17 protein-coding genes are annotated in these 20,739 nt (G+C 71.3%); 4 read left to right on the forward strand and 13 right to left on the reverse strand.

The genetic code is table 11. The annotated features are described in order from the left end of the window. Positions 1 to 3 precede the first annotated feature (3 nt). Positions 4 to 975, forward strand: a complete 972-nt coding sequence (locus KBX34_RS07805; RefSeq protein ID WP_210924277.1) for an acetylxylan esterase — start codon at positions 4 to 6, stop codon at positions 973 to 975. A gap of 242 nt (positions 976 to 1,217) precedes the next feature. Beyond that, positions 1,218 to 2,354, forward strand: a complete 1,137-nt coding sequence (locus KBX34_RS07810; protein ID WP_210924132.1) for a cellulose binding domain-containing protein — start codon at positions 1,218 to 1,220, stop codon at positions 2,352 to 2,354. 219 nt (positions 2,355 to 2,573) lie between these two features. On the opposite strand, the gene KBX34_RS07815 is transcribed toward KBX34_RS07810, so the two are convergent. The 12 genes from KBX34_RS07815 to KBX34_RS07870 all read right to left on the reverse strand — a co-directional run bounded on the left by KBX34_RS07815 (position 2,574) and on the right by KBX34_RS07870 (position 16,422). Further along, positions 2,574 to 3,941, reverse strand: a complete 1,368-nt coding sequence (locus KBX34_RS07815; protein ID WP_210924134.1) for an endo-1,4-beta-xylanase — start codon at positions 3,939 to 3,941, stop codon at positions 2,574 to 2,576. A 375-nt stretch (positions 3,942 to 4,316) separates the two neighbouring features. Then, on the reverse strand, positions 4,317 to 4,781 hold the full coding sequence (locus KBX34_RS07820) for a MaoC family dehydratase (protein WP_210790139.1): 465 nt from the start codon (positions 4,779 to 4,781) through the stop codon (positions 4,317 to 4,319). Between the two features lie 17 nt (positions 4,782 to 4,798). After that, the gene (locus KBX34_RS07825) at positions 4,799 to 5,947 is read right to left on the reverse strand and encodes an acyl-CoA dehydrogenase family protein (RefSeq protein ID WP_210924136.1); all 1,149 of its coding nucleotides are present in this window, start codon (positions 5,945 to 5,947) and stop codon (positions 4,799 to 4,801) included. Between the two features lie 46 nt (positions 5,948 to 5,993). Then, on the reverse strand, positions 5,994 to 8,816 hold the full coding sequence (locus tag KBX34_RS07830; RefSeq protein WP_210924138.1) for an AAA family ATPase: 2,823 nt from the start codon (positions 8,814 to 8,816) through the stop codon (positions 5,994 to 5,996). A 64-nt stretch (positions 8,817 to 8,880) separates the two neighbouring features. Then, positions 8,881 to 9,492: a TetR/AcrR family transcriptional regulator gene (locus tag KBX34_RS07835; protein WP_088948637.1), complete on the reverse strand. Its 612-nt coding sequence runs from the start codon at positions 9,490 to 9,492 to the stop codon at positions 8,881 to 8,883. Between the two features lie 94 nt (positions 9,493 to 9,586). Next, positions 9,587 to 10,354 carry an SDR family oxidoreductase gene (locus KBX34_RS07840; protein WP_210790148.1) on the reverse strand — a complete coding sequence of 256 codons (768 nt, stop codon included), beginning with the start codon at positions 10,352 to 10,354 and terminating at the stop codon, positions 9,587 to 9,589. Between the two features lie 145 nt (positions 10,355 to 10,499). Next, the gene (locus KBX34_RS07845) at positions 10,500 to 11,786 is read right to left on the reverse strand and encodes an ABC transporter substrate-binding protein (RefSeq protein ID WP_088951818.1); all 1,287 of its coding nucleotides are present in this window, start codon (positions 11,784 to 11,786) and stop codon (positions 10,500 to 10,502) included. 83 nt (positions 11,787 to 11,869) lie between these two features. Then, the gene (locus tag KBX34_RS07850) at positions 11,870 to 12,967 is read right to left on the reverse strand and encodes a branched-chain amino acid ABC transporter permease (RefSeq protein WP_210790151.1); all 1,098 of its coding nucleotides are present in this window, start codon (positions 12,965 to 12,967) and stop codon (positions 11,870 to 11,872) included. Further along, positions 12,964 to 13,842, reverse strand: a complete 879-nt coding sequence (locus tag KBX34_RS07855; RefSeq protein WP_210790154.1) for a branched-chain amino acid ABC transporter permease — start codon at positions 13,840 to 13,842, stop codon at positions 12,964 to 12,966. The genes KBX34_RS07850 and KBX34_RS07855 overlap by 4 nt, the downstream gene beginning before the upstream one ends. Before the next feature lie 30 nt (positions 13,843 to 13,872). Next, on the reverse strand, positions 13,873 to 14,604 hold the full coding sequence (locus tag KBX34_RS07860; RefSeq protein ID WP_307871351.1) for an ABC transporter ATP-binding protein: 732 nt from the start codon (positions 14,602 to 14,604) through the stop codon (positions 13,873 to 13,875). Then, positions 14,601 to 15,386, reverse strand: coding sequence for an ABC transporter ATP-binding protein (locus KBX34_RS07865; RefSeq protein WP_088948641.1), 786 nt, complete (start codon positions 15,384 to 15,386; stop codon positions 14,601 to 14,603). The genes KBX34_RS07860 and KBX34_RS07865 overlap by 4 nt, the downstream gene beginning before the upstream one ends. Before the next feature lie 136 nt (positions 15,387 to 15,522). Then, entirely contained in the window at positions 15,523 to 16,422 is a 900-nt protein-coding gene (locus KBX34_RS07870; RefSeq protein ID WP_210790157.1) for an alpha/beta hydrolase, read from the reverse strand. Between the two features lie 183 nt (positions 16,423 to 16,605). Here KBX34_RS07870 and KBX34_RS07875 point away from each other — a divergent pair, with 183 nt between their 5' ends. Both KBX34_RS07875 and KBX34_RS07880 read left to right on the forward strand, forming a co-directional pair. Continuing rightward, on the forward strand, positions 16,606 to 18,867 hold the full coding sequence (locus KBX34_RS07875) for a catalase (protein WP_210790159.1): 2,262 nt from the start codon (positions 16,606 to 16,608) through the stop codon (positions 18,865 to 18,867). Between the two features lie 471 nt (positions 18,868 to 19,338). Then, positions 19,339 to 19,731, forward strand: a complete 393-nt coding sequence (locus KBX34_RS07880) for a hypothetical protein (protein WP_210790162.1) — start codon at positions 19,339 to 19,341, stop codon at positions 19,729 to 19,731. 74 nt (positions 19,732 to 19,805) lie between these two features. Here the strand turns inward: KBX34_RS07880 and KBX34_RS07885 are convergent, their stop codons facing one another. Then, positions 19,806 to 20,690 carry a S41 family peptidase gene (locus KBX34_RS07885; protein ID WP_210790165.1) on the reverse strand — a complete coding sequence of 295 codons (885 nt, stop codon included), beginning with the start codon at positions 20,688 to 20,690 and terminating at the stop codon, positions 19,806 to 19,808. Positions 20,691 to 20,739 lie beyond the last annotated feature (49 nt).

The following is a 20,739-nucleotide window of genomic DNA, read 5'->3' on the forward strand; positions in this document are numbered from 1 at the left end:
TTCATCCCCGACGAACTCCAGCGGTACGCCCCCGAGGTCGCCGAACCCGACGACTTCGACAGGTTCTGGCGGGACACGCTCGCCGAGGCGGCTGCCCGACCGGTGCTCGTCGACGTCCGGCCGGAGCCCACCGACCTGCGACTGCTCGACTCGTGGGACGTCACGTTCGCGGGCTTCGGCGGTGACCCCGTACGGGCCTGGTACACCCGCCCGGCCGGTCGACCTGAGCCGCTGCCCACCCTGGTCGAGTACGCCGGGTATGGCCGCGGCCGTGGCCTGCCGCACGAGCGGCTGACCTGGCCGGTGGCCGGCTACGCGCACCTGCTGATGGACAACCGGGGTCAGGCGGGTCAGTACGGCGCCGGGGACACCCCCGACCCGCACGGCGCGCCGGGCGGACCCTCGCCGGTCACCTGGGGCATCCACGACCCGCGTGACTACCACTTCCGCCGTCTGATCACCGACGCGGTGCGGGCGGTCGAGGCGGTCCGCGCCCTGCCTGGGGTCGACGTCGACCGGGTCACCGTGGTCGGCAACAGCCAGGGCGGCGGTCTGGCCCTGGCGGTGGCCGGTCTCGTCGCCGACCTGAGCGCGGTGCTGACCACCGCGCCGTTCCTCTGCGACATGCGACGGGCCGTCCAGCTCAGTGAACCCGCGCCGTACGGCGAGATCGCGCGTTACCTGGCCGTGCAGCGGGAGGCCGAGGAGTCCGTGTGGCGCACCCTGTCCTACGTCGACGGTGTGAACTTCGCACGACGCGCGACGGCGCCGGCGCACTTCGGGGTGGGCCGACGCGACACCGTCTGCCCGCCGCGCACGGCTTTTGCCGCCTACAACCACTACGGCGCCGGCAACGGGAGGCCGATCCGGCCGGAGCGGGAGATGCACGTCTACCCGTTCAACGGCCACGAGGGCGGCGAGGCCGTCCACGTCCGGCGGCAGCTGCGCTGGCTCGACTCGGTGCTCCAACCCTGACAGGTGGCACGGCTCACCGCTGAGTCATAGTCGAGCGTTGATGCATTGCCGATGTTGATGCATTGCCGATGTTAGCGATAACACGCTATGGTGCGTCGGGCGGAGTGCAGGGCACACTCCCGCCCACCGCCCATCGGTCCGTCGCGCCAGATTCGACGGCCGGCGCCAGGTTCACCGCCACGACCACCAGTGAAGATGTCCGGGTTCCTGGTCGTTGCGCGCACCCCCACCAGGAGCAGCCCATGAGCAGTTCGACCCTCGACCGTCCCGTCCCTCCCCCACCCGCCACCGGCGCGACGTCGCGACCTCGCCGGGCTCGCCGGCGGTGGGCCGTCCTGGCCGCCGTCGCCGCCATGGTCGCCGCCGTGCCGATCGCGACCACCCCCGCGAGCGCGGAGTCCAACGGCGGCGTACGCGTGATGCCCCTCGGCGACTCGATCACCGACGGGTTCAACGTTCCCGGCGGTTACCGGATCGAGCTCTGGCAACGGTTCACGACCGGCGGGTACCGCGTCGACTTCGTCGGCTCCCAGTTCAACGGTCCCGCCAGCCTCGGCGACCACGACCACCAGGGCCATTCCGGATGGACGATCGCGCAGATCGACGCCAACGTCGTCAACTGGTTGCGGGCCACGAATCCCCGGACCGTACTGCTGCACATCGGCACCAACGACATGTACGGCGACACGTCGGGCGCCCCGGGCCGGCTTGCCGCACTGGTCGACAAGATCACCAACAACGCACCGAACGCGGACGTGTTCGTCGCAACGATCGTCCCGAAGTCCGGCGCGGACAACCAGGTCCGGGCGTACAACGCCGCGATTCCCGGGATCGTGCAGACCCGGGCCGCCGCCGGGAAGCGCGTCCACCTGGTCGACATGTACCGCGCACTGACGCTCAGCGACCTGGCCGACGGCGTGCACCCCAACGCCACGGGCTACCGCAAGATGGCCGCCGCCTGGTACGACGCGCTGCGGACCGTGCCCGGCAGCATCGGGGGTGACACACCTCCGACCACCACGCCTCCGACCACCACCCCACCGACCACGCCGCCCGCGTCGGACGCCTGCCGTGTCGCCTACACGGTCAACGCGTGGAACAACGGTCTCACCGCGTCCATCTCCGTGACCAACACGAGCAGCACGCCGGTCAACGGCTGGGCTCTGGCGTTCACGCTCCCGGGTGGGCAGAGCATCACCAGCGGTTGGAACGCCAGCTACACCCCGTCCAGCGGAGCGGTCACCGCCCGCAACGTCTCCTACAACGCGACGATCGCGCCGAACACCTCGGTCGACGTCGGTTTCCAGGCGACCCACACGGGCAACGCCGGCCGACCGTCCGCGTTCACCCTCAACGGCACGGCCTGTACGACCGTCTGACACCCGTCGCGGTGCCGGGCAGCAGAGGCTCGGCACCGCGATGGGGAGCGCCCGCCATCGCCGACCCCTGGCGGGCGCTCCCCCGTCGCGCGGCCGACTACGTCGTCCACGTCGCCGTGCCCGCGGGATTGTGGACCTGGACGTCAGCGCTGTCCGCGAGTGCACAGACGACGGGGCGGCGACGGGATCCGTCGCCGCCCCATCAACGTGTGGTGGTGCTCAGGAGGCGGTGCAGGAGCGCACCACCGGACGGGTCCAGGTGCCGTTGGCCATGGTGGTGAAGCCGAAGACGTTGCCGCTGCCGTTCGACCGCATGGTCATGACGTTCCCGCTGCTGTCCCAGGTCGGGGTGCCATTCCAGGTGTTGGAGACCTTCTGGGGCGGGGTGACGGCGACCACGACGGTCCAGTTGCTCGCCCCGCTGACGGTCACCTGGCTGTTGAACCGGTCGCCCCATCGAGTGCTGTCCTGCAGCGTCGCGGTGCAACTGCCGCTGGGCGGGGTCGTCGGTGGGGTGGTGGGCGGAGTGGTCGGCGGGTCCGTCGGCGTGGTGCCGTTGTTCAACGCCGCGAGCACGGCGTCGTACGCCGCCTTCTTCTGACCGCTGCTGTTGAACAGCAACGGCGTCTGGGACGCCCGCCACGAGTCACTGTCGCGGATGCCCCACACCGTGACGCCGTTGCAGCGGGCCACGGCCAGGCAGTCCTCCACCACACTGCGGTAGGTGGCCGCCGGGGCACCCTGGATGTCCAGCTCGGTGACCTGCACATCCACACCCAGTGCCGCGAAGCTCGACAGCGTGGTGCGGTAGTTGCTCACGTACGGGGAGTCGTTGTTGAAGTGCGACTGGAAACCGACGCAGTCGATCGGCACACCGCGAGACTTGAAGTCGCGGACCATGTTGTACACAGCCTGCGTCTTGGCGTGCGTCCAGTTGTCTGTGTTGTAGTCGTTGTAACAGAGCTTCGCACCCGGATCAGCCGCACGCGCGGCCCGGAACGCCGCCTCGATCCAGTCGTTGCCCGTGCGCTGGAGGTTCGAGTTACGACGCGCACCGGAGGTGCCGTCCTCGAACGCCTCGTTCACCACGTCCCACGCCACGACCTGACCCCGGAAATGCGTGGCCACCTGCGTCACATGGTTGAGCATCGCCGACCGCAGCGCGCTGCCACTCATGCTCTCCATCCACGACGGCTGCTGCGAGTGCCACGCCAGGGTGTGACCCCGCACGCTCATCCCCCGACTCCGCGCGTGGTTCACGATCTGCTCCGCGGCGCCGTAACTGAACCGACCCTGCTGCGGCTCCGTCGCGTCGATCTTCATCTCGTTCTCGGGCGTCACCGAATTGAACTCTCGGTTGAGGATCGTCGTGTAGTTGCCATCCGACAACCTGCTCGCCGCCACCGCCGTACCGAAATACCGGCCCTTCTCCGCGGCAGAAGCGCCGAGGGTCGTCCCGGCGCTCGCCGTGCCGGGCAGGAACGCGACGCTCGTGGCGGCGAGCAGAGCCGCGGCGGCGAGAACGATCGCCGTACGCGCTCGGGGGCCCGTCCGTGGACGGGTGTCCCCCTGGCACCTTTCGGTCATGTCTCTTCCTTCCGTGGGGCCCGGGGCGGGGCAACTGACGCACCGCTCCGGCGGTGGTGGGTGCCGGGTCGGGACCGCGCACGGAAAAGGCGTCCGGGAAGAGGCGCCAACCCTGGGTCATCGACTCCGGTGGATGAGGAGTATGTCAGCGCCGTTCATCGACGAGCAAGAATTTCCGGAAGTTTAACGAGACATGGACCGCCCCGGTCATCAGACCAAGAGACTGCTGCCCAGGTGGCACCCCATGCCGCAGCACGGGGAGGTCGTGGTGCATCGACCCAGGACGGAGCGAGAGGAGCCCGCCGCCGCAAGTTCCGGAACTTGTTCCGCAACGCCTACCCGCCGTACGGGCAGAGCGACGTTCCCGCTAGATGATCACCGACCGGCGGCGGGGTAGAGCCGGCTCACGGTCTCGGCCACGCAGACGGGCTTGCCGCCGGTGTCGCTCTCCACGGTGACCGTCGCGACCATCTGCACACCGCCGCTGACCGGCGACACCTCGGCGATGACGACGGTGGCGCGCACGGCGGCGCCGACCCGGACCGGCGCGGGAAAACGCACCTTGTTCAGCCCGTAGTTGACCCCCATGGCCACCCCCTCGACCCGGTAGAGCCGGCCAGCCAGGGCCGGCAGCAGCGACAGGGTCAGGTAGCCGTGGGCGATCGTGCCGCCGAACGGCCCCGCTGCGGCCCGCTCCGGGTCGAGGTGGATCCACTGGTGGTCGTCGGTGGCGTCGGCGAAGAGGTCGACGCGGCTCTGCTCGATGGGCTGCCACGGGCCGGGCCCGATGGTCTCGCCGACAGCGGCGGCCAGCTCTTCGAACGAGCCGAAGACTCTCATGCCGGATCTCCTTGGAGCTAGAAGGCGTTGACGCCGGTGAGCGCGCGTCCGATGAGGAGTTGCTGGATCTGGCTGGTGCCCTCGTAGAGGGTGGCGACCCGGGCGTCGCGCAGGTACTTGCCGACCGGGTACTCGTCGATGTAGCCGTACCCACCGAAGACCTGGACCGCGTTGTTGGCCGCGCGGACGGCGGCCTCGCTGGCGAAGAGCTTGGCCATCGACGCCTCGGTGGCGAACGGCTGATCGCGGTCGATCAGGTCGGCCACCTGCCACACCAGCAGCCGGGCGGCTGCGGTGTCCACCGCGATGGCGGCGAGGAGCTGTTGGACGAGCTGGTGCCCGGCGATCGGCTTGCCGAACTGGGTTCGCTGCCCGGCGTAGCCGACCGCCGCGTCGAGGCAGCCCTGGGCGATGCCGACGCACCCGGCGGCCACCGACATCCGTCCCTTGGCGAGGGTGGCCAGGGCCAGCCGAAACCCGCCGCCCTCGGGGCCGAGGCGGGCCGCGTCGGGCACGCGCACCTCGTCGAAGCCCAACTCACCGGTGGCCTGGCCGCGCAGGCCCAGCTTGCCGTGGATCTCGCGGCGGGTCAGCCCCGGGCTGTCGGTGGGCACCAGGAACGCGGTGATGCCCCGGTGCCCGGGACCGCCGGTCCGGGCGAAGACCAGCGCGACGTCGGCGGTGGTGCCATTGGTGATGAACATCTTCGTGCCCGTGAGCAGCCAGTCGTCGCCGTCGCGGACCGCGCGGGTGCGCAGCGCGGCGGCGTCCGAGCCGCTGTCCGGCTCGGTCAGCGCGAAACAGCCGAGGGCGGTGCCGGCGCAGAGCCGGGGCAGCCATTCGGCCCGCTGCTCGGCCGACCCGTGGGCGGCGATGGACTTCGCGACCAGGCCGAGGGAGACCGAGACGATGCCGCGCACCGCCGAGTCGCCCCGGCCGAGCTCCTCCAGGACCAGGCAGTACGCGAGGTGGTCGCCACCGGAGCCGCCGTCGGCCTCGGCGATGGTCAGCCCCAGGAAGCCCAGGTCACCGAGCTTGCCGACGATGGCGGGGTCGACCGACTCACGTCGATCCCAGGCGGCCGTGTGCGGCAACAGCTCCCGGTCGGCGAACTCGGCGGCCAGTTGGCGCACCGCCGCCTGCTCGGCGGAGAGAGTGAGCTCCATGACGCTTAAACTAGCGGTGATAGTTTACCGCGTCCAGACCGGACGATCACCGATCCGAGGCCAGCCCGACCTGCCGCTCGGTGGCGAACGCCCGCGCCAGCTCGGTACGCGAGCGGATGCCCAGCCGGTGGAAGACGTTGCGCAGGTGGTGGTCGACCGTACGGGTGGAGAGGAACATCCGGGCCGCGATCTCACGGTTGGTCGCCCCCTCCGCGACCAGCTCGGCGATCTTCAGTTGCTGGCCGGTCAGTAACCTCGCCGCCGGCAGGTCCGGCGGACCGACCGACTCCCCGGCCGCCCGCAGCTCGGTGGTCGCCTGCTCGGCCCAGCGACTCACCCCGAGCAGCGTGAACATCTCACGGGCCTGGTGCAGGTGCGTACGCGCGTCGCGCGGGCGTCGGCTGCGGCGCAGCTCCTGACCGAAGAGCAGCTCGGTGCGGGCACGTTCGAACGTGCCGGCCTCCGTCGGGTGCAGCCGCAGCGCCGTCTGGAACTCCTGCTCGGCCTCGGGACCGCCGCGCGGCGCGAGTAACGCGTGGCACCGGGCGGACAGGGCCCGGCGCAACGGGCTCGCGGTGCTGCTGGCCCACCTGTCGAACACGGCGAGCGCGGCCGTCGCCGCAGGTCGGCAGGGCAGGTGGGCTGCCGCCTCCACCAGGTAGGGGGTGGCCATCACCTGCACGAGAACCTGACCGCGCCCGGTGCCCAGCCGGGCCAGTGACGCCAGCCGGTTCGCGGCCTCGGCGTGCCGGCCGCCGACCAGGTCGAGCACCGCAAGGGCCCACCCGGCAAACGCGTGCGGACGGCTGCCCGGCGTCGGCGTCTCGCCCATCTCGCGGATGCGCCGCAGGCTGGTGTCCCGGTCGGCCCGCACGGCGGCGAGCACGGCGAGCATGCCGAGGTGGACGTTGGCGCAGTTGGCCTGACCGGTGGCACGGGCGACCCGCAGCCCATCGCGGGAGGTTTCCGCCGCCGCCTCGTGCCGGCCCAACCAGTACTCGGCGACCGCCCGCAACTCCAGCGCCCGGGACAGCATGGACAGCTCACCCCGCTCCCGGGCCAGCGCGACGGCGCGATCGGCGAGCCGGTGTGCCGCGCCGTCCACGGCGACCACCAGGCCGGCCGCCGCGGCACAGCTCAGCGCGGTGGGGGTCAACGCCGACCCGGTCAGTCGGCCACCCAGCACGACGGCGCGACGCAGTGCGGGGCCGGCCCGCTCGTGATCGCCCCGCAGGGTCGCCGCCACCCCGCCGACCAGACTGCCCATCAGCTCCATGGATGGAGGATCGTTCGGCCGCCGCAACGCCGACGCCCGGCGGCCGACCTCGGCGTACCGGTACTGGTCGCCGGCGAAGCAGACCGCCTCGCCGGCCCGTACGAGCCCGGACATCGCCAGCGCGCGGTCGGTGCCGGCCACCGCTCCCGCCGAGGCCAGCAATCTGGCCGACGCGCGGGCGGCGGTGCCGCACCGCAGCTCCAACTCGCCGCGCAGCAGGTCGGCGCGACCCCGGACGGCCGGGTCCCGGTAGACCGCGCGGAGACGGTCGAGCAGGAGCCGGGCCACGTCGGGCTGGCCCCCGGTCCAGGCGTAGTGGGCGGCGGTCAGCAGGCGGGCGGCCGACTGGGTCGGCTGGTCGCTGAGGTCGGCGGCCCAGCGCAGCGCCGCCGAGGCGGTGGCCCAACCGTCGGCGCCGCCGGCTGCCGCCGCTTCCAGCTCGTCGGCGAGGGCGGGGTCGGCACCCGCCGCCGCGGCGGCGAGGTGCATCGCCCGGCGCAGCCGCTGCCCGTCGGCCACCAGCACGCCGGCGAGCAGTCGGTGCGCCGCGCGCCGCTCCGCGAGTGGGGCGCTGGCCGCGATCATCGTGCGCACCAGGGGCTGAGGAAAGGTGACGCCTCGCGGCTCGACGCGGACCAGGCCGGCCACCTCCGCCGGGGCGAGCGCCTCGATCTCGGACCCGGCGACTGCCGCGGCCCGGATCAGCGTGCCCGGCTCGCCGTCCTCGTCGAGCGCCGCGAGCAGCAGCATCCGTCGGGTGTCCGGTGGCAGCCGGTCCAGTCGGGCCCGGTACGCGCGGCCCAGAGCACCGTCCGCCGGTGGCGCGGCGGGTAGCGACTCCTCCCCCCGCCACTGGCCGGGACTGAGCACGTCGACGAGGTCCACCAGGGCCTGCGGGTTGCCGCCGCCGATCGCGGCCAGCGCGGCCACGACCGACTCGGCGGGCCGCTCGGGGAGCCGGTCGCCGCTGCCCCGCTCGATCAACGATCGGAGTCGGTCGGTGAGGACGGCGGCGCTCTCGTGCTCGGTCAGGGCGCGAAGCCGGTGTGCCGGTATCCCGTCGACAGTGGCGGTCACGTCCGCGGTGAGCAGGATGGCGATCGGCAGGTGGCGCAGCCGGCGGGCCACGAAGGCCAGCACCTGGGCGGTCTGCGGGTCACCCCGGTCGACGTCGTCCATCGTGGCGAGCAACGGACGGTCGCGGGCGGCAGCGGTGAGCAACCCGAGCACCGCCATCGACAGCGTCAGCCGGCGGTCGGCCGGGCAGCTCTCGCCGCCCAGCGCGCGCCGCAGCAGTCGACGCTGCTCGTCCGGGAGGACGGTGGCCCGGTCGAGCACGGGGTCGACCAGACGTTGCAGGCCGGCGTACGGCAGGGCGGCCTCCTCGGCTAGCCCGCTCCCGCCGAGCACGGTGCAGCCGTCGGCGTGCCGGTGGGCGTAGCCGACCAGCGCCGTCCGACCCGATCCGGGCTCACCGTGCAGCAGCAGGGCACCGCCGCCGTTGGGCATGCCGTCGAGGAGGCTCCGGACAGACCGGCACTCGTCGTCCCGGCCACGCAGCACGGTTAGTTGCACTCTCGATGCAGTAACCATGCATGTCAGTGTCACTCATCGGAAACCGAATGGAAAGAGGGGGCGATATCGGGCCGGACCGGAGTCAGTCGGCCGCGACCTCCGCCAACAGGGCCCCCACCGTCCGGGTCATCACCGCGCGGGCCTGGTCCACGCCCAGCCCGAGGCCGTAGCGCAGCATCGACCAGGCTGGCCACATGCTCGCGGCGATCAGGGCGTTGAGCAGTTGCTCCCGACCCCGACCAGCCTGGGCCAACTCGGCGGCGAAGAGTTCCTCGACCTCGTCGCGGACCCGGTCGATGTGCTTGAGGCGGTTGCGGTGCAGCTGGTCGGAGACCGGCTCGCGCATCTGCGCGGCACGCGCCGACGGCGTGATGAGCTGGAGCAGCCGGGCCCGCTGCCGGCAGTACGCGTCGACCCGCTTCGCCAGCGGCAACCCGGGCGAGACCGGCCGGTAGGCGGCGTCCTGCTGGCGGAGCACCTCCGCGCCGCTCGCCTCGAAGAGCGTCTCCATGTCCTTGAAGTTGGTCCAGAGCGTCCGCAGCGAGATGCCGGCCCGTTCGGCGATGCGCTCCCCGGTCGGGCGGAGGTCCCCCTCGCCGATGAGCGCGAGATGAGCCTCGACGATGGCCGCGCGGGTGCGCTCGGCCCGGGCGGTACGCCCGTCGACCCGGCTCGCGACCTCGACCCCGTCCATCCGCCCCCGCCCTCTCACCGCCACGGCGCCTCCTGACGCACCGCCGAGTCTAGACAGGCGGTGATCAGCGGTTCCGGGCCGACCGCCGGGGCTGTCATCCGGCTCGACCGGTCAGCGAGACGCCGCCGTCGCAGACGATGGTCTGCCCGGTGATCCAGCTGGCGTCGTCGGAGGCGAGGAAGGCGACAGCGCCCGCCACGTCCTGCGGCAGGCCGAGGCGGCCCAGCGGGTACCGTGCCGCGACCTCGTCCTCGCGACCCTCGTAGAGCGCGGCGGCGAAGCGGGTCTTCACCACGCCGGGTGCGACGGCATTGACCCGGACCGTCGGCCCCAGCTCCACGGCGAGACTGGCGGTGAGGTGGTTGAGCGCGGCTTTGCTCACCCCGTAGAAGGCGATGCCGGGCGACGGCGTGAGACCGGCGATCGACGAGACGTTGACCACGCAGCCGCCGCGCTCGGTCATGCCGGCGGCACACACCTCCTGCACCCAGCCGAGTGTGGCGACGACGTTGACGTCCAGGATCTTGCGGGCCGCGGCCGGGTCCAGCCCGATCAGCGGACCGTGCACCGGGTTGATGCCGGTGTTGTTGACCAGCAGGTCCACCGGCCCGAACGCCTCACTGACCTGGCGCACCGCCTGGGCGCGATGCTCAGGGTCGTCGGAACGGCCGGGCACGGCGACGGCGTACGCCGACCCGCCCAGGGCCGCGACCGCCTCGGCGAGCGCCTCGGGATGTCGGGCGGTCAGCCCGACCCGGGCGCCTTCGGCGACGAGGCGTTGGGCGATGGCCAGGCCGATGCCCCGACTGGCGCCCGTCACGATGGCGACCCGTTCCGCGAGCCGACCCGAATATGCATTCACGGTGCAGATAGTAGGAGGACTGATCGGTGTCGGTCAACGTCCCGGACAGCCGGTCACGAGGCCCGGTCACCCGAGCGCGCACAGCCGTCCGACCGGGCGTGGTCACGCGAGACCACGCCCGGTCGGGCGTCGCTGGTGCGGGTGATCAGGAGACGGTCGGCACCCCGTTCGCCGGCGGCGCGGCCGGGGTGGCGGTGTACTCGTTGACCGGCCCGTCCGCCTCGTCGGTCTCGTACGCGGGCCCGAAGTAGGTCTGCACTCCCCCGGTCACCCGGCTCAGCCGCTGGCCGCCGTAGCCGGAGTGGTCCTTGGCGGAGAAGCGCAGCGGCACCAGCCCGGGGCCCTGGAAGCCGCCCTTCTGCACGGCGTCCAGCACCTTCTCCCGGGTGACGTCCTTGCCGGCGGCGAGCAGCACCTGCACGAAGAGGTAGCCGACCGACATGCCGTAGACGGTGTTGCCGTCGAACGGCGCGTCCCCGTTGTGCTCCTTGTTGATCTTCGTGAAGAGCTGCACCCACGGGTTCGCGGTGTCGTTCTGCATCGGCAGGTAGTTGGTGCCGACCATGCCCTCCAGCAGCGGGGCCGCGGCACCGAGCTGCTTGGCCAGAGTCGGGTGGTCGGCGCCGACGTTGGACACCAGCCACTGCGGCTTGAAGCCCAGCCGAGCGGCGGTGCCGACGGACAGCGCGGTGAAGCCGGGCACTGTGGCGAGCACGACGACCTGGCAACCAGCCGCCTTGAACGCGCCGATCTGCGGTGCCACGTTGGTGTTGCTGGTGACGTACGTCTGCTTGACCGCCACGGCCGACGCGCCGAGCACCTTCTCCACGCCGGCCAGGCTGTCCCGGCCGAAGTCGTCGTCCTGCCCGAGGAAGCAGACCTTCTGACCGGCCAGGTTCGTCTTCGCGTAGGTGGCGAGGATCTTGCCCTCCACCGTGTAGTCCGGGTTGAACCCGAACGTGCCGGGATACTTGTCCGGCTGGTCCCAGCTGCGGCTGCCGGAGGCGACGAAGAGGTCCGGGACCCGGTTGGTCTTCAGGAAGTCGAGCACGCCACTGTGCGTCGGTGTGCCGAGGCCGTTGAGGATCGCGAAGACCTTGTCCTGGAGGACGAGCTGACGGACCACCTGCTGGGTGTTCGCCGGGTTGTAGCCGTCGTCCATGACCTTGTAGGTGATCTTCCGACCGTGCACACCGCCGTTGGCGTTGACGTAGTCGAAGTACGCCTTCGTCGCCGGGGAGATCTTCGAGTAGCCGGCCGAGGCCGGCCCGGTGAGCGGCATGTGGGTGCCGACGACGATCTCGGTGTCGGTCACGCCCGGCACCGACGCCGCGCCGGGACCGGAGCCGTCGTCACCACTGCAACCAGCGGCGGCGGCCAACAGGGCAATGGTGCTGGCGATCGCGAGACCACGTTGTGCCAAACGGTGCATGGAGAACACCGACCTTTCTCGGTCCGGTTCGGGGGAACGGTGTGTGTGGTGGAACGCCCGGCCGGGGCCGGGCGCGGAGCAGCTCAGGAACGCCGGGCCCGCAGGCGCCGACCAAGACGGGACAGCAGCCCGTGGATGCCACCGGGTGCGGCGATCATGACCACGATCAGGGTGAGGCCGAAGATCGCCAGCGGCAGATTTCCCTCCAGCCGCTGCGCCACCGCGGGCGAGAGCGTGAGCATCTCGGTCGCGGAGTGGGTGAGGTCGGGCAGCGCGACCAGCAGGACGGCCCCCCAGAGCGCGCCGGTGAGCCGGCCGAGACCGCCGATCACGACGGCCATCAGCAGGAACAGCGACAGGGTCAACGAGAACGCCCCGGGCGAGACGCTCTGCGCGAGCACCGCCAGCAACGCTCCGCCGAGCCCGGCGGTGGCGGCACTGACCACGAATGCGAGGACCTGGGTGCGGGCCACGTGGATGCCGGCGAGGCGGGCAGCCACCTCGTCGTCCCGGACCGCCCGGAAGGTGCGCCCGTAGCGGCTGCGAATGAGGTTGGCCAGCAGCAGCAGCGCGAGCAGGGTGGCCGCACCGGTGACCCAGAGCTGCCACCGCTCGTAGGGGAAGTACGGGCCGAGCGACATCGGCGGTGGCTCCACCGGCACCGACAGCCCCTGCTCACCGTTGAAGACGCCGTCGAAGGTGACGGCCAACGCCGGCACGACGACGGCCACCGCCAGGGTGACCCCGGCCAGGTAGGGACCACGCAGCCGGGCCGCCGCCACGCCGACGACCGCGCCGATCGCGACCGTGCTGACGATCGCCGCGACCAGCGAGAGCGGCAACAGCCAACCGCCGGTCATCCCCCGGTCGGAGAACGCGTTCTGGCACAGCGCGACGGTGTACGCCCCGGTGGCCATCAACGCGCCGTGCCCGAGCGACAGTTGACCGTTGAGGCCGGTGAGGACGGTCAACCCGGCGGTCGCGCAGAGGTAGGCCGCCACGGTGGCGAGCTGGAAGTTGCGGAACGGCTCGACGGCGTAGCTGACCCCGACCAGCAGGAGCCCGACGACGAGCACGATCGCGAGGTGGCGCAGCAGTGTCGAGCCGCGTCGCCGGTCGACGGGTCGACCCGTCTCGACGAGCTGCTGTTTCGGCGGCAGGGCCGCCCTCGTGGCGCTCACACCCGCCTCGCCGCGACCGGGGCGAACAGCCCACCGGGCCGGACCAGCAGCACCGCCAGCAGCAGGACCAGCACCGCAAGCGGCGTGAGGTCACTGCCGGCGTAACCGCTCACGTAGGAGAGCAACAGACCCACCACCAGGCCACCGACCACCGCCCCCGGTGGGCTGTCCAGCCCACCGACCACCGCCGCGGTGAACGCGGAGACGAACACCAGGTCCATCGCGTGCGGGTGCAGGCCCAACTCGGTCGGGATGACCAGCATGGCGGCCAGCGCGCCCACCCCGGAGGCGAGCGCCCACCCGAGGGTCAACATGCCACCGACGTTGACCCCGAGCAGCCGGGACACCTCGGGGGCGAAGGCCGCCGCGCGCATCCGCAACCCCACCGGGGTACGGGCGAACATCCAGGCCAGCCCGCTGACCACCACCCCGATGGTGGCGAAGACGAACAGGTCGTACGGCGACAGCACGGCCAACCCGCCCACGGTGAGAGCGGACCGACTGAACGGCGCCTCGGCGGGGCGGAACTCGTTGCCGTACACCATGCCCAGCACCGCCTGGATCAACAGCACCAGACCGAGCGCGACGATCACGGGGTTGAGGTGTGAGGTGTGGTCGACGTGCCGCATGACGACGCGGTCCACCAGCGCACCGAGCAACAGGCCGGCGACGAGCGCGACCGCGAAGCCCAACCAGTAGGAACCGGTCGCGGCGGAGACGGTGTAGGCGACGTACGCGGCGGCGACGGCCATCGCCCCCTGGGCGAAGTTGACGACCCGCGCCGCCCGCCAGATGAGCACCAGGGCCAGCGCGAACGCGGCGTACACCGCGCCTCGGGACAGGCCGTCGATGGTGAGGAAGACGAAGCGGTCCAACAGTCCTCCCTCCGGGGGACGAGGTGGTGGTCAGAAACCGAGGTACGCGTGGCGCAGGTCGACGTCGTCACGCAGCTTCGCCGCCGGGGCGGCGATCACCACCCGGCCGAGGGACATCACGACGCCCTGGTCGGCGACGGCGAGCGCGCTGCGGACGTTCTGCTCGACCAGCAGCACGGTCAGGCCGGTGCGGTCGCGTAGCTGACGGAGCAGTGCCATCGTCCGGGCGACGACCCGCGGCGCCAGGCCGAGCGACGGCTCGTCGAGCAGCAGCAGCCGGGGCCGGCCGACGAGGGCCCGACCGAGCGCGAGCATCTGCCGTTCACCGCCGGAGAGCTGGTGGCCGAGGTGCTTGCGACGCCGGGCCAGCGGCTCGAAGAGGTCGTAGACCTCGTCGAGGGCGCGCCCGGCGTCGGCCCGGTCGCGTCGCCACAACCCGCCGAGGCGCAGGTTCTCGTCGACCGTCAGTTCGCTGATCACGCCCCGTCCCTCCGGCACGTGCGCCATACCGCGTCGGACGAGCTGCTCCACAGGCGTGCCGCGCAGGTCCTCCCCGGCGAGGAGCACCTGGCCGGCGACCGGGCGGATCATGCCGGAGAGCGCGCGCAGCAGTGTGGTCTTGCCGGCGCCGTTGGCGCCGACGACCGCGGCGATCGTGCCGGCCGGGACGGTGAGGTCGATGGCCTGCAACACGGGCGCGGCACCGTAACCGGCCACCAGCCCGCGCACCACGAGCAGGTCAGGTGTGCTGTCCGCGCTCACGGATAGGCCTCCTCGACGGCGGCGCCGAGGTAGGCGTCCGTCACCGCCGGGTCGTCGCGGATCTCGTCGGGGGTGCCGGCGGCGATCACCCGGCCGAAGTCGAGCACCACGAGCTCGTCGCAGACCGCCATCACCAGGTCCATGTGGTGCTCGACCAGCAGCACCGCACAGGGGTTGTCGTCGCGCCGGGGCAGCTGCCGGACCAGCTCGGCCAGCTCGGCGATGTCGTCGGCACCGAGGCCACCGGCGGGTTCGTCGAGCAGCAGCAGCCGGGGTCGCGCGGCGAGCGCACGGGCCAGGGCGACCCGCTGACGTACGGCGAAGGGCAGTGTGGTCGGTGCGGCCTCGGCATGCCCGGCGATCCCCAGGTCGTCGAGGATGTCCAGGGCGTCGCGGCGCAGTCGGCGCTCGTCGCGGTCGCTGGCCGGCAGCCCGAGCAGCGCCGGGACGAAGCCCGCCCGGGCGGTGTGGGAGGCCCCGGTCATCACGTTCTCCAGCACGGTCAGACCGGCGAAGAGCCCGGTCCCCTGGAGGGTTCGGGCGATGCCGAGCCGGGTCAGCCGGTGCGGCCGTGGCCGCAGCGGTCGACCGTCGAGGGTGAGCGAACCCGTCTCCGGTGCGACGAAGCCGCAGATCACGTTGAACAAGGTGGTCTTGCCGGCGCCGTTGGGCCCGATGACGCCCACCACCCGGTTGGGTGGCACGCGCAGTGAGACGTCGTCGAGGGCGGTGAGGCCGCCGAAACGGACGCCGATGTGGTGCAGTTCGAGGCCGCGCTCCATCACCCATCCCTCTGTCGTGGCGGGTGTTTATTTACACTCGCAGTGTACGTTTCTCGGGTATCGCGTCAAGACCTTCAATACCCGGCCCCACACGCGGACGGGGCGGTCGCCACCGGCGACCGCCCCGCGACCACGGTCAGGCGCTGGGACAGGTGTTGCGGTACTCCTGGATCTGCGAACCGCTCGGGCCGGGGCACAGGAACTGCTCGTAGCGGGTGTCGTCGTCGACGAACCGCTTCAACCAGGCCACCATCTGCCGGGCGGTCGGCGTGTTCGTCGTCTGCGGGAAGAAGTGACTCGCCCCGTTCAGCTCCAGGTACGCCTTCTCGGCCGAGGCCGGGATGCTGTTGTAGAACGGCACCGAGTGCGACGAGACCGGCGCCACGGAGTCGCTCTCCCCGCCGATGATCAGCGTGGGCACCCGCAGCTCGGACCAGCTCTTGTCCAGGTTCCACGGCGCGAGCGGCACCGCGGCCTGCAACGACGGCCGGGACGAGGCCGCCTCCAGGCTGCCCCCGCCACCCATGGAGTGACCGGCCACCGCGAGTCGACTGCTGTCGATCCGGGTACGCACCGAGCTGCGCTCGGTGAGGTAGTCCAGCGCGGCGAGGAGCTGCCGGCCACGGCTGTCCGGCTGGTCCAGCCGGCTGTTGGTCTCGATGCCGATCACCACGAACCCGTGCGAGGCGATCCGCGGTCCGAGCCAGCTGATGCTGGACCAGGAGGCGGTGTAGCCGGGCGAGATGGCGATGGCGCCGAAGGTGCCCTCGCTGGTGCTGGTCGGGTAGTAGATGACGCCGCCGCCGAAGCCGGTGACGCTCAGCGAGGACACGCTCTGTGAGGCCGTGGCGAACGGACCGCGACTGGCCTCCAGGATCGCGGTGGTCGGGGCGGGGCCCCGCTCGTACGGGCTCGCGGCCTGGGCGGCGCCGGACGATCCGGCCAGGACGCCGCCGGCGGCCAGTACGGCGGCCAGCGCGAACCGGGTCGCTCGGGCGGCGACGGAACGGGGACGGGTGGTGGTTGGTGACGACACGTCGGGCACTCCCTAGAGTCGAGGGATATCGACGTGCGTCAGTTTTGGCTTCTCCGCGCATCCACGCATCGGTGAAATCACCAGTCCCGGTGACGGATGCCGCATCCAGTTGTGTTTCGACCCTCTGACCTGGGGTAGCAGGGCAGACGCCTGCCCGACACGCACCACGGAGAGGTTCGTTCAGTGGATTCAAGCAAGCCCGCCGAGGCGGTCAAGAACGTTGTGAAGAGCGCCACGGGGAAGATCGCCGACGCCCTGTCCCCCGATGTTCCCGGCGCACCGGGCAGCGGGACGCCCACCGTCGAGGAGCCGACGACGCCACACGACCCGCTGCCGCCGAAGCCGGAGCAGGGGGCACCGCAGACGCGTACGCCGACCGGCGCCGAGACCGGCGCGCCAGCGATCGCGAACGGTCAGCAGGGCGCCTACCTCACGACCGCGAACGGGGCGCGGCTGCGCGACACCGATCACTCGCTCAAGGCCGGCCCGCGTGGCCCGGTGCTGCTCCAGGACCACCACCTGCGCGAGAAGATCATGCATTTCGACCACGAGCGCATCCCGGAGCGCGTGGTGCACGCCCGGGGCGCCGGTGCACACGGGGTGTTCACCGCGTACGGCACCGCCGAGGCGGTCACCAGGGCCGGCTTCCTCAAGAAGGGGCGCGAAACCGAGGTCTTCGTCCGGTTCTCCACGGTGCTCGGCTCGCGGGGATCGGCCGACACGGTCCGCGACACCCGTGGCTTCGCCACGAAGTTCTACACCGACGAGGGCACCTTCGACCTGGTCGGCAACAACATGCCGGTCTTCTTCATCCAGGACGCGATCAAGTTCCCGGACATCATCCACGCCGGCAAGCCGCACCCGGACCGGGAGATCCCCCAGGCGCAGAGTGCCCACGACACGTTCTGGGACTTCGTGTCGCTGCACACCGAGGCGCAGCACCACGCCATGTGGAACATGTCCGACCGAGGCATTCCGCGTTCGTACCGGACGATGGAAGGCTTCGGCGTGCACACCTTCCGCCTGGTCAACGAGGCCGGCGAGACGGTGCTGGCCAAGTTCCACTGGAAGCCCAAGCTGGGCGTGCACTCCCTGACCTGGGAGGAGGCGCAGATGCTGAACGGCATCGACCCGGACTTCCACCGGCGCGACCTCTACGACGCCATCGAGGCCGGCGCGTACCCGGAGTGGGAGCTCGGCATCCAGGTCTTTCCCGACACCGAGGATGAGACCTTCGCCGGCATCGACCTGCTGGACCCGACGAAGATCGTGCCGGAGGAGCTGGCGGAGGTGCAGCCGATCGGCCGGCTGGTGCTCAACCGGACGCCGACGAACTTCTTCGCCGAGACCGAGCAGGTCGCCTTCCACCTGGGTCACCTGCCGCCGGGCATCGACGTCACGAACGACCCGCTGCTGCAGGGCCGACTCTTCTCGTACCTCGACACGCAGCTGACCCGCCTCGGCGGGCCCAACTTCACGCAGATCCCGATCAACCGCCCGCACGCGGCCGTCAATGACATGCTGCGCGACGGTTTCCACCAGCACGCCGTGCACGCGGGCGTCGCCCCGTATCGGCCGAACTCGCTCGACGGCGGCAACCCGTTCCCCGCGGGGGACGCCGAGAACGCGTTCGTCGACGTGCCGGTCACGGTGGCCCAGGCGCCGAAGGTACGCGCGAACCCGGCCTCGTTCGACGACCACTACAGCCAGGTACGCCTGTTCTGGCTGAGCATGTCGCCGGTCGAGAAGGAGCACATCATCCGGGCGTACACCTTCGAGCTGGGCAAGTGCTACCACCAGGCGATCAAGGAGCGCCAGCTGCAGAGCCTCGCCAACATCGACCCGGTGTTGTGCGAGCAGGTCGCCACCGGTCTGGGCCTGCCCGCCCCGCAGCCCACAGTGCCGCTGGCCGATGTCGCGCCCAGCCCGGCGCTGTCGCAGGTCGGCCGGGAGTGGCCGGCGGACGGGCGGATGGTCGGGATCGTGGTCGACCCCGACGGTGACCTGGACGGCGTCGCCGAGGTGCGCCAGGCCGTGTTCGACGCCGGCATGGTGCCGCTGTTGATCGCCCCGCACGGCGGCATGGTCGGCGGCATGCCGGTCCAGCGCACCTTCGCCACCGGCCGGTCGGTCGAGTTCGACGCGGTCCTGCTGGCGGGAGCGCCAGCACCCGCGCCGGATGCCATCCCGGCCCGTGACGACAAGGCGGGCAGGCCGGGCCCGGCGGCCGTGGACCCCCGCGTGCTGCTCCTCGTCGAGGAGTGCTGGCGGCACGCCAAGGCGATCGGCGCCTGGGGCGCCGGCGTCACCGTGCTGGAGCAGGCCGGGGTGGCCGGCACTCCCGGCATCGTGGCGGCGGGCTCCGGCGCCGAGGCCCTGACGGCGGTGCAGCAGTTGATGGCCGCACACCGGGTGTGGGAACGGTTCCCGGCCTCGGTCGCCTGACCCGTCACCGAGTCGCCTGACCGATCACCGGCGAGGGCTGTCCTCCGCAGTACGGGAGGACAGCCCTCGTCCGTGCTCAGGCTGCGTCGCTGGACGCTCCGAGCACGTCCAGGCAGCGCCCGCCCAGCTGCACACTCCCATCCGGCCTCATCGTCCAGAGCTGGTTGCGGGCCCGGTCGTCCCGGCAGTCCGCGAGCTGGCCGGCCCGGACGGTGTCGGCCGTCGTTTACACAGTGGCGCCGTCGGGCGAGAGCACGGTCGGCTCCACCGTGGGCGGTGGCCGGATGCTGGCAGGCCGTGGTGCCATCCGACAGATACCATCCTGAAACTACCTCAATCGTCATCAGACACAGGTGGACGCCAGCTTCCAATTGATCCGCCGGCCTACGTCGCTTCAGGTGCTTGACGTGTCAATTTTCCGCAGGTAGTTTAAATTCGCATCTACAAGCATCTATCTAAAGCAGGTGAACCGTGCTGTTGAAATCCATCGCCATCGCCGTGGCCGCGTCCGTCGCAGGCGTGCTGGCCGCCGCCCCCACCGCCTCGGCGGCAGCACCCGGAGTGTCGATACAGGGCTGGGGGTCCGGGAACTGCCCGCAGGGCATGCTCTGCATCTGGCCCAACTGGAATCACCCGCCGCAGGGTCCCGTGGAGACGCCGTCTCTGACGACCAACAGCGAGTGGACCGGCAGCATCCAGGGATTCAACTTCTACAACGGCACAGGCCGCGACGCCGTAATATCCGGGTTCACTTTCGGCTCGTCGATTCCCTTCAAAAACTGCGCTCCTGCCGGCGGCACCGGGGGCGACCTGTATATACCGGTCAACGTGACGAAGGTGACCTGGCAGCTGACCCCCTGCTGATCCTCCACTGGGCCTTTCCGAGTACGGACTTGAAAACGCTCAGTGAGCCGACCGCGTGACGGACGCAGCCGCGCCTACGCGCCCGAGATGGCAGTGAGTGCCGTGTCGAGTGCCTGGTCCGCCGGGACCTGCACATCGGGGACCACTCCGACGCCTTCCCAGTTGGTGCCGGTGACGCTGTTGACGGTCCGGGCGGTCGGCACGGTCACGAGGATGTGTTCGGTGACCGCGTGGCGGGCCGTCGGATGCGCGCCGCCACGTGTCGTCTCACCGACGACGACGCTCCGGCCGTGCGCCTGCAGCGTGTACGCCACGTCCTCGCCCCCGGAGAACGTGATCGCGCTGGTGAGCACGTAGACCGGGCGGTCCGTGTAGCGCGGCGCGGGAAGGTGCGCGGTCGTCCAGAACTGGCGGGTGGCGCCGGTGGACCGCTCGTAGAAGTCGTTGAGGTGCACCTGATCGTCGGGGAAGAAGTAGCTGCACCACATCGCGGCTCCCTCGGGTGCTCCACCGGCGCATGCGCGCAGGTCCAGGATGAGCGCGGAGCTGAGGGCGACCAGTTGCATGGCCGCGCCGATCGCCTCGGCGCCTTCGTTCGCGTACGCGATGCGCCGCACGTCGATGAGCCCGACATTCCCGTCCAGGTGCTCGACCCGGCGGATGCCCTGGTTCTCCGCCCGGAGCAGCGCGAGGAAGGCGGCCCGTCCTCCGTCCTCGTCCGCTGGATCCAGCGACTGCGGCTGGTCGGACCACAGCAACCGCAGATGCTTGTCCGGGCACGCCTCTTGAAGGTGAGCGGTCACCGTCTCGCAGAGCGCCGGCCCGGCCAGGCCGTCGTACTCGCCCGCCGCGAGACGGCGCCGGATCGCGGCGTCGATGTCCACGACCTTCGCAGGAAAGACGTACCCTGCCTCGATCCGATCCAGGGCCTGTCCGATGATCTGTTCGTTGGTGAGCACGGCGGGCCACGCTAGACCGCGGACAGCCCCACGACCACCGAATTTCGCG

It is taken from the genome of Micromonospora sp. M61 (assembly GCF_018070245.1).
Classification (GTDB): domain Bacteria; phylum Actinomycetota; class Actinomycetes; order Mycobacteriales; family Micromonosporaceae; genus Micromonospora; species Micromonospora zamorensis.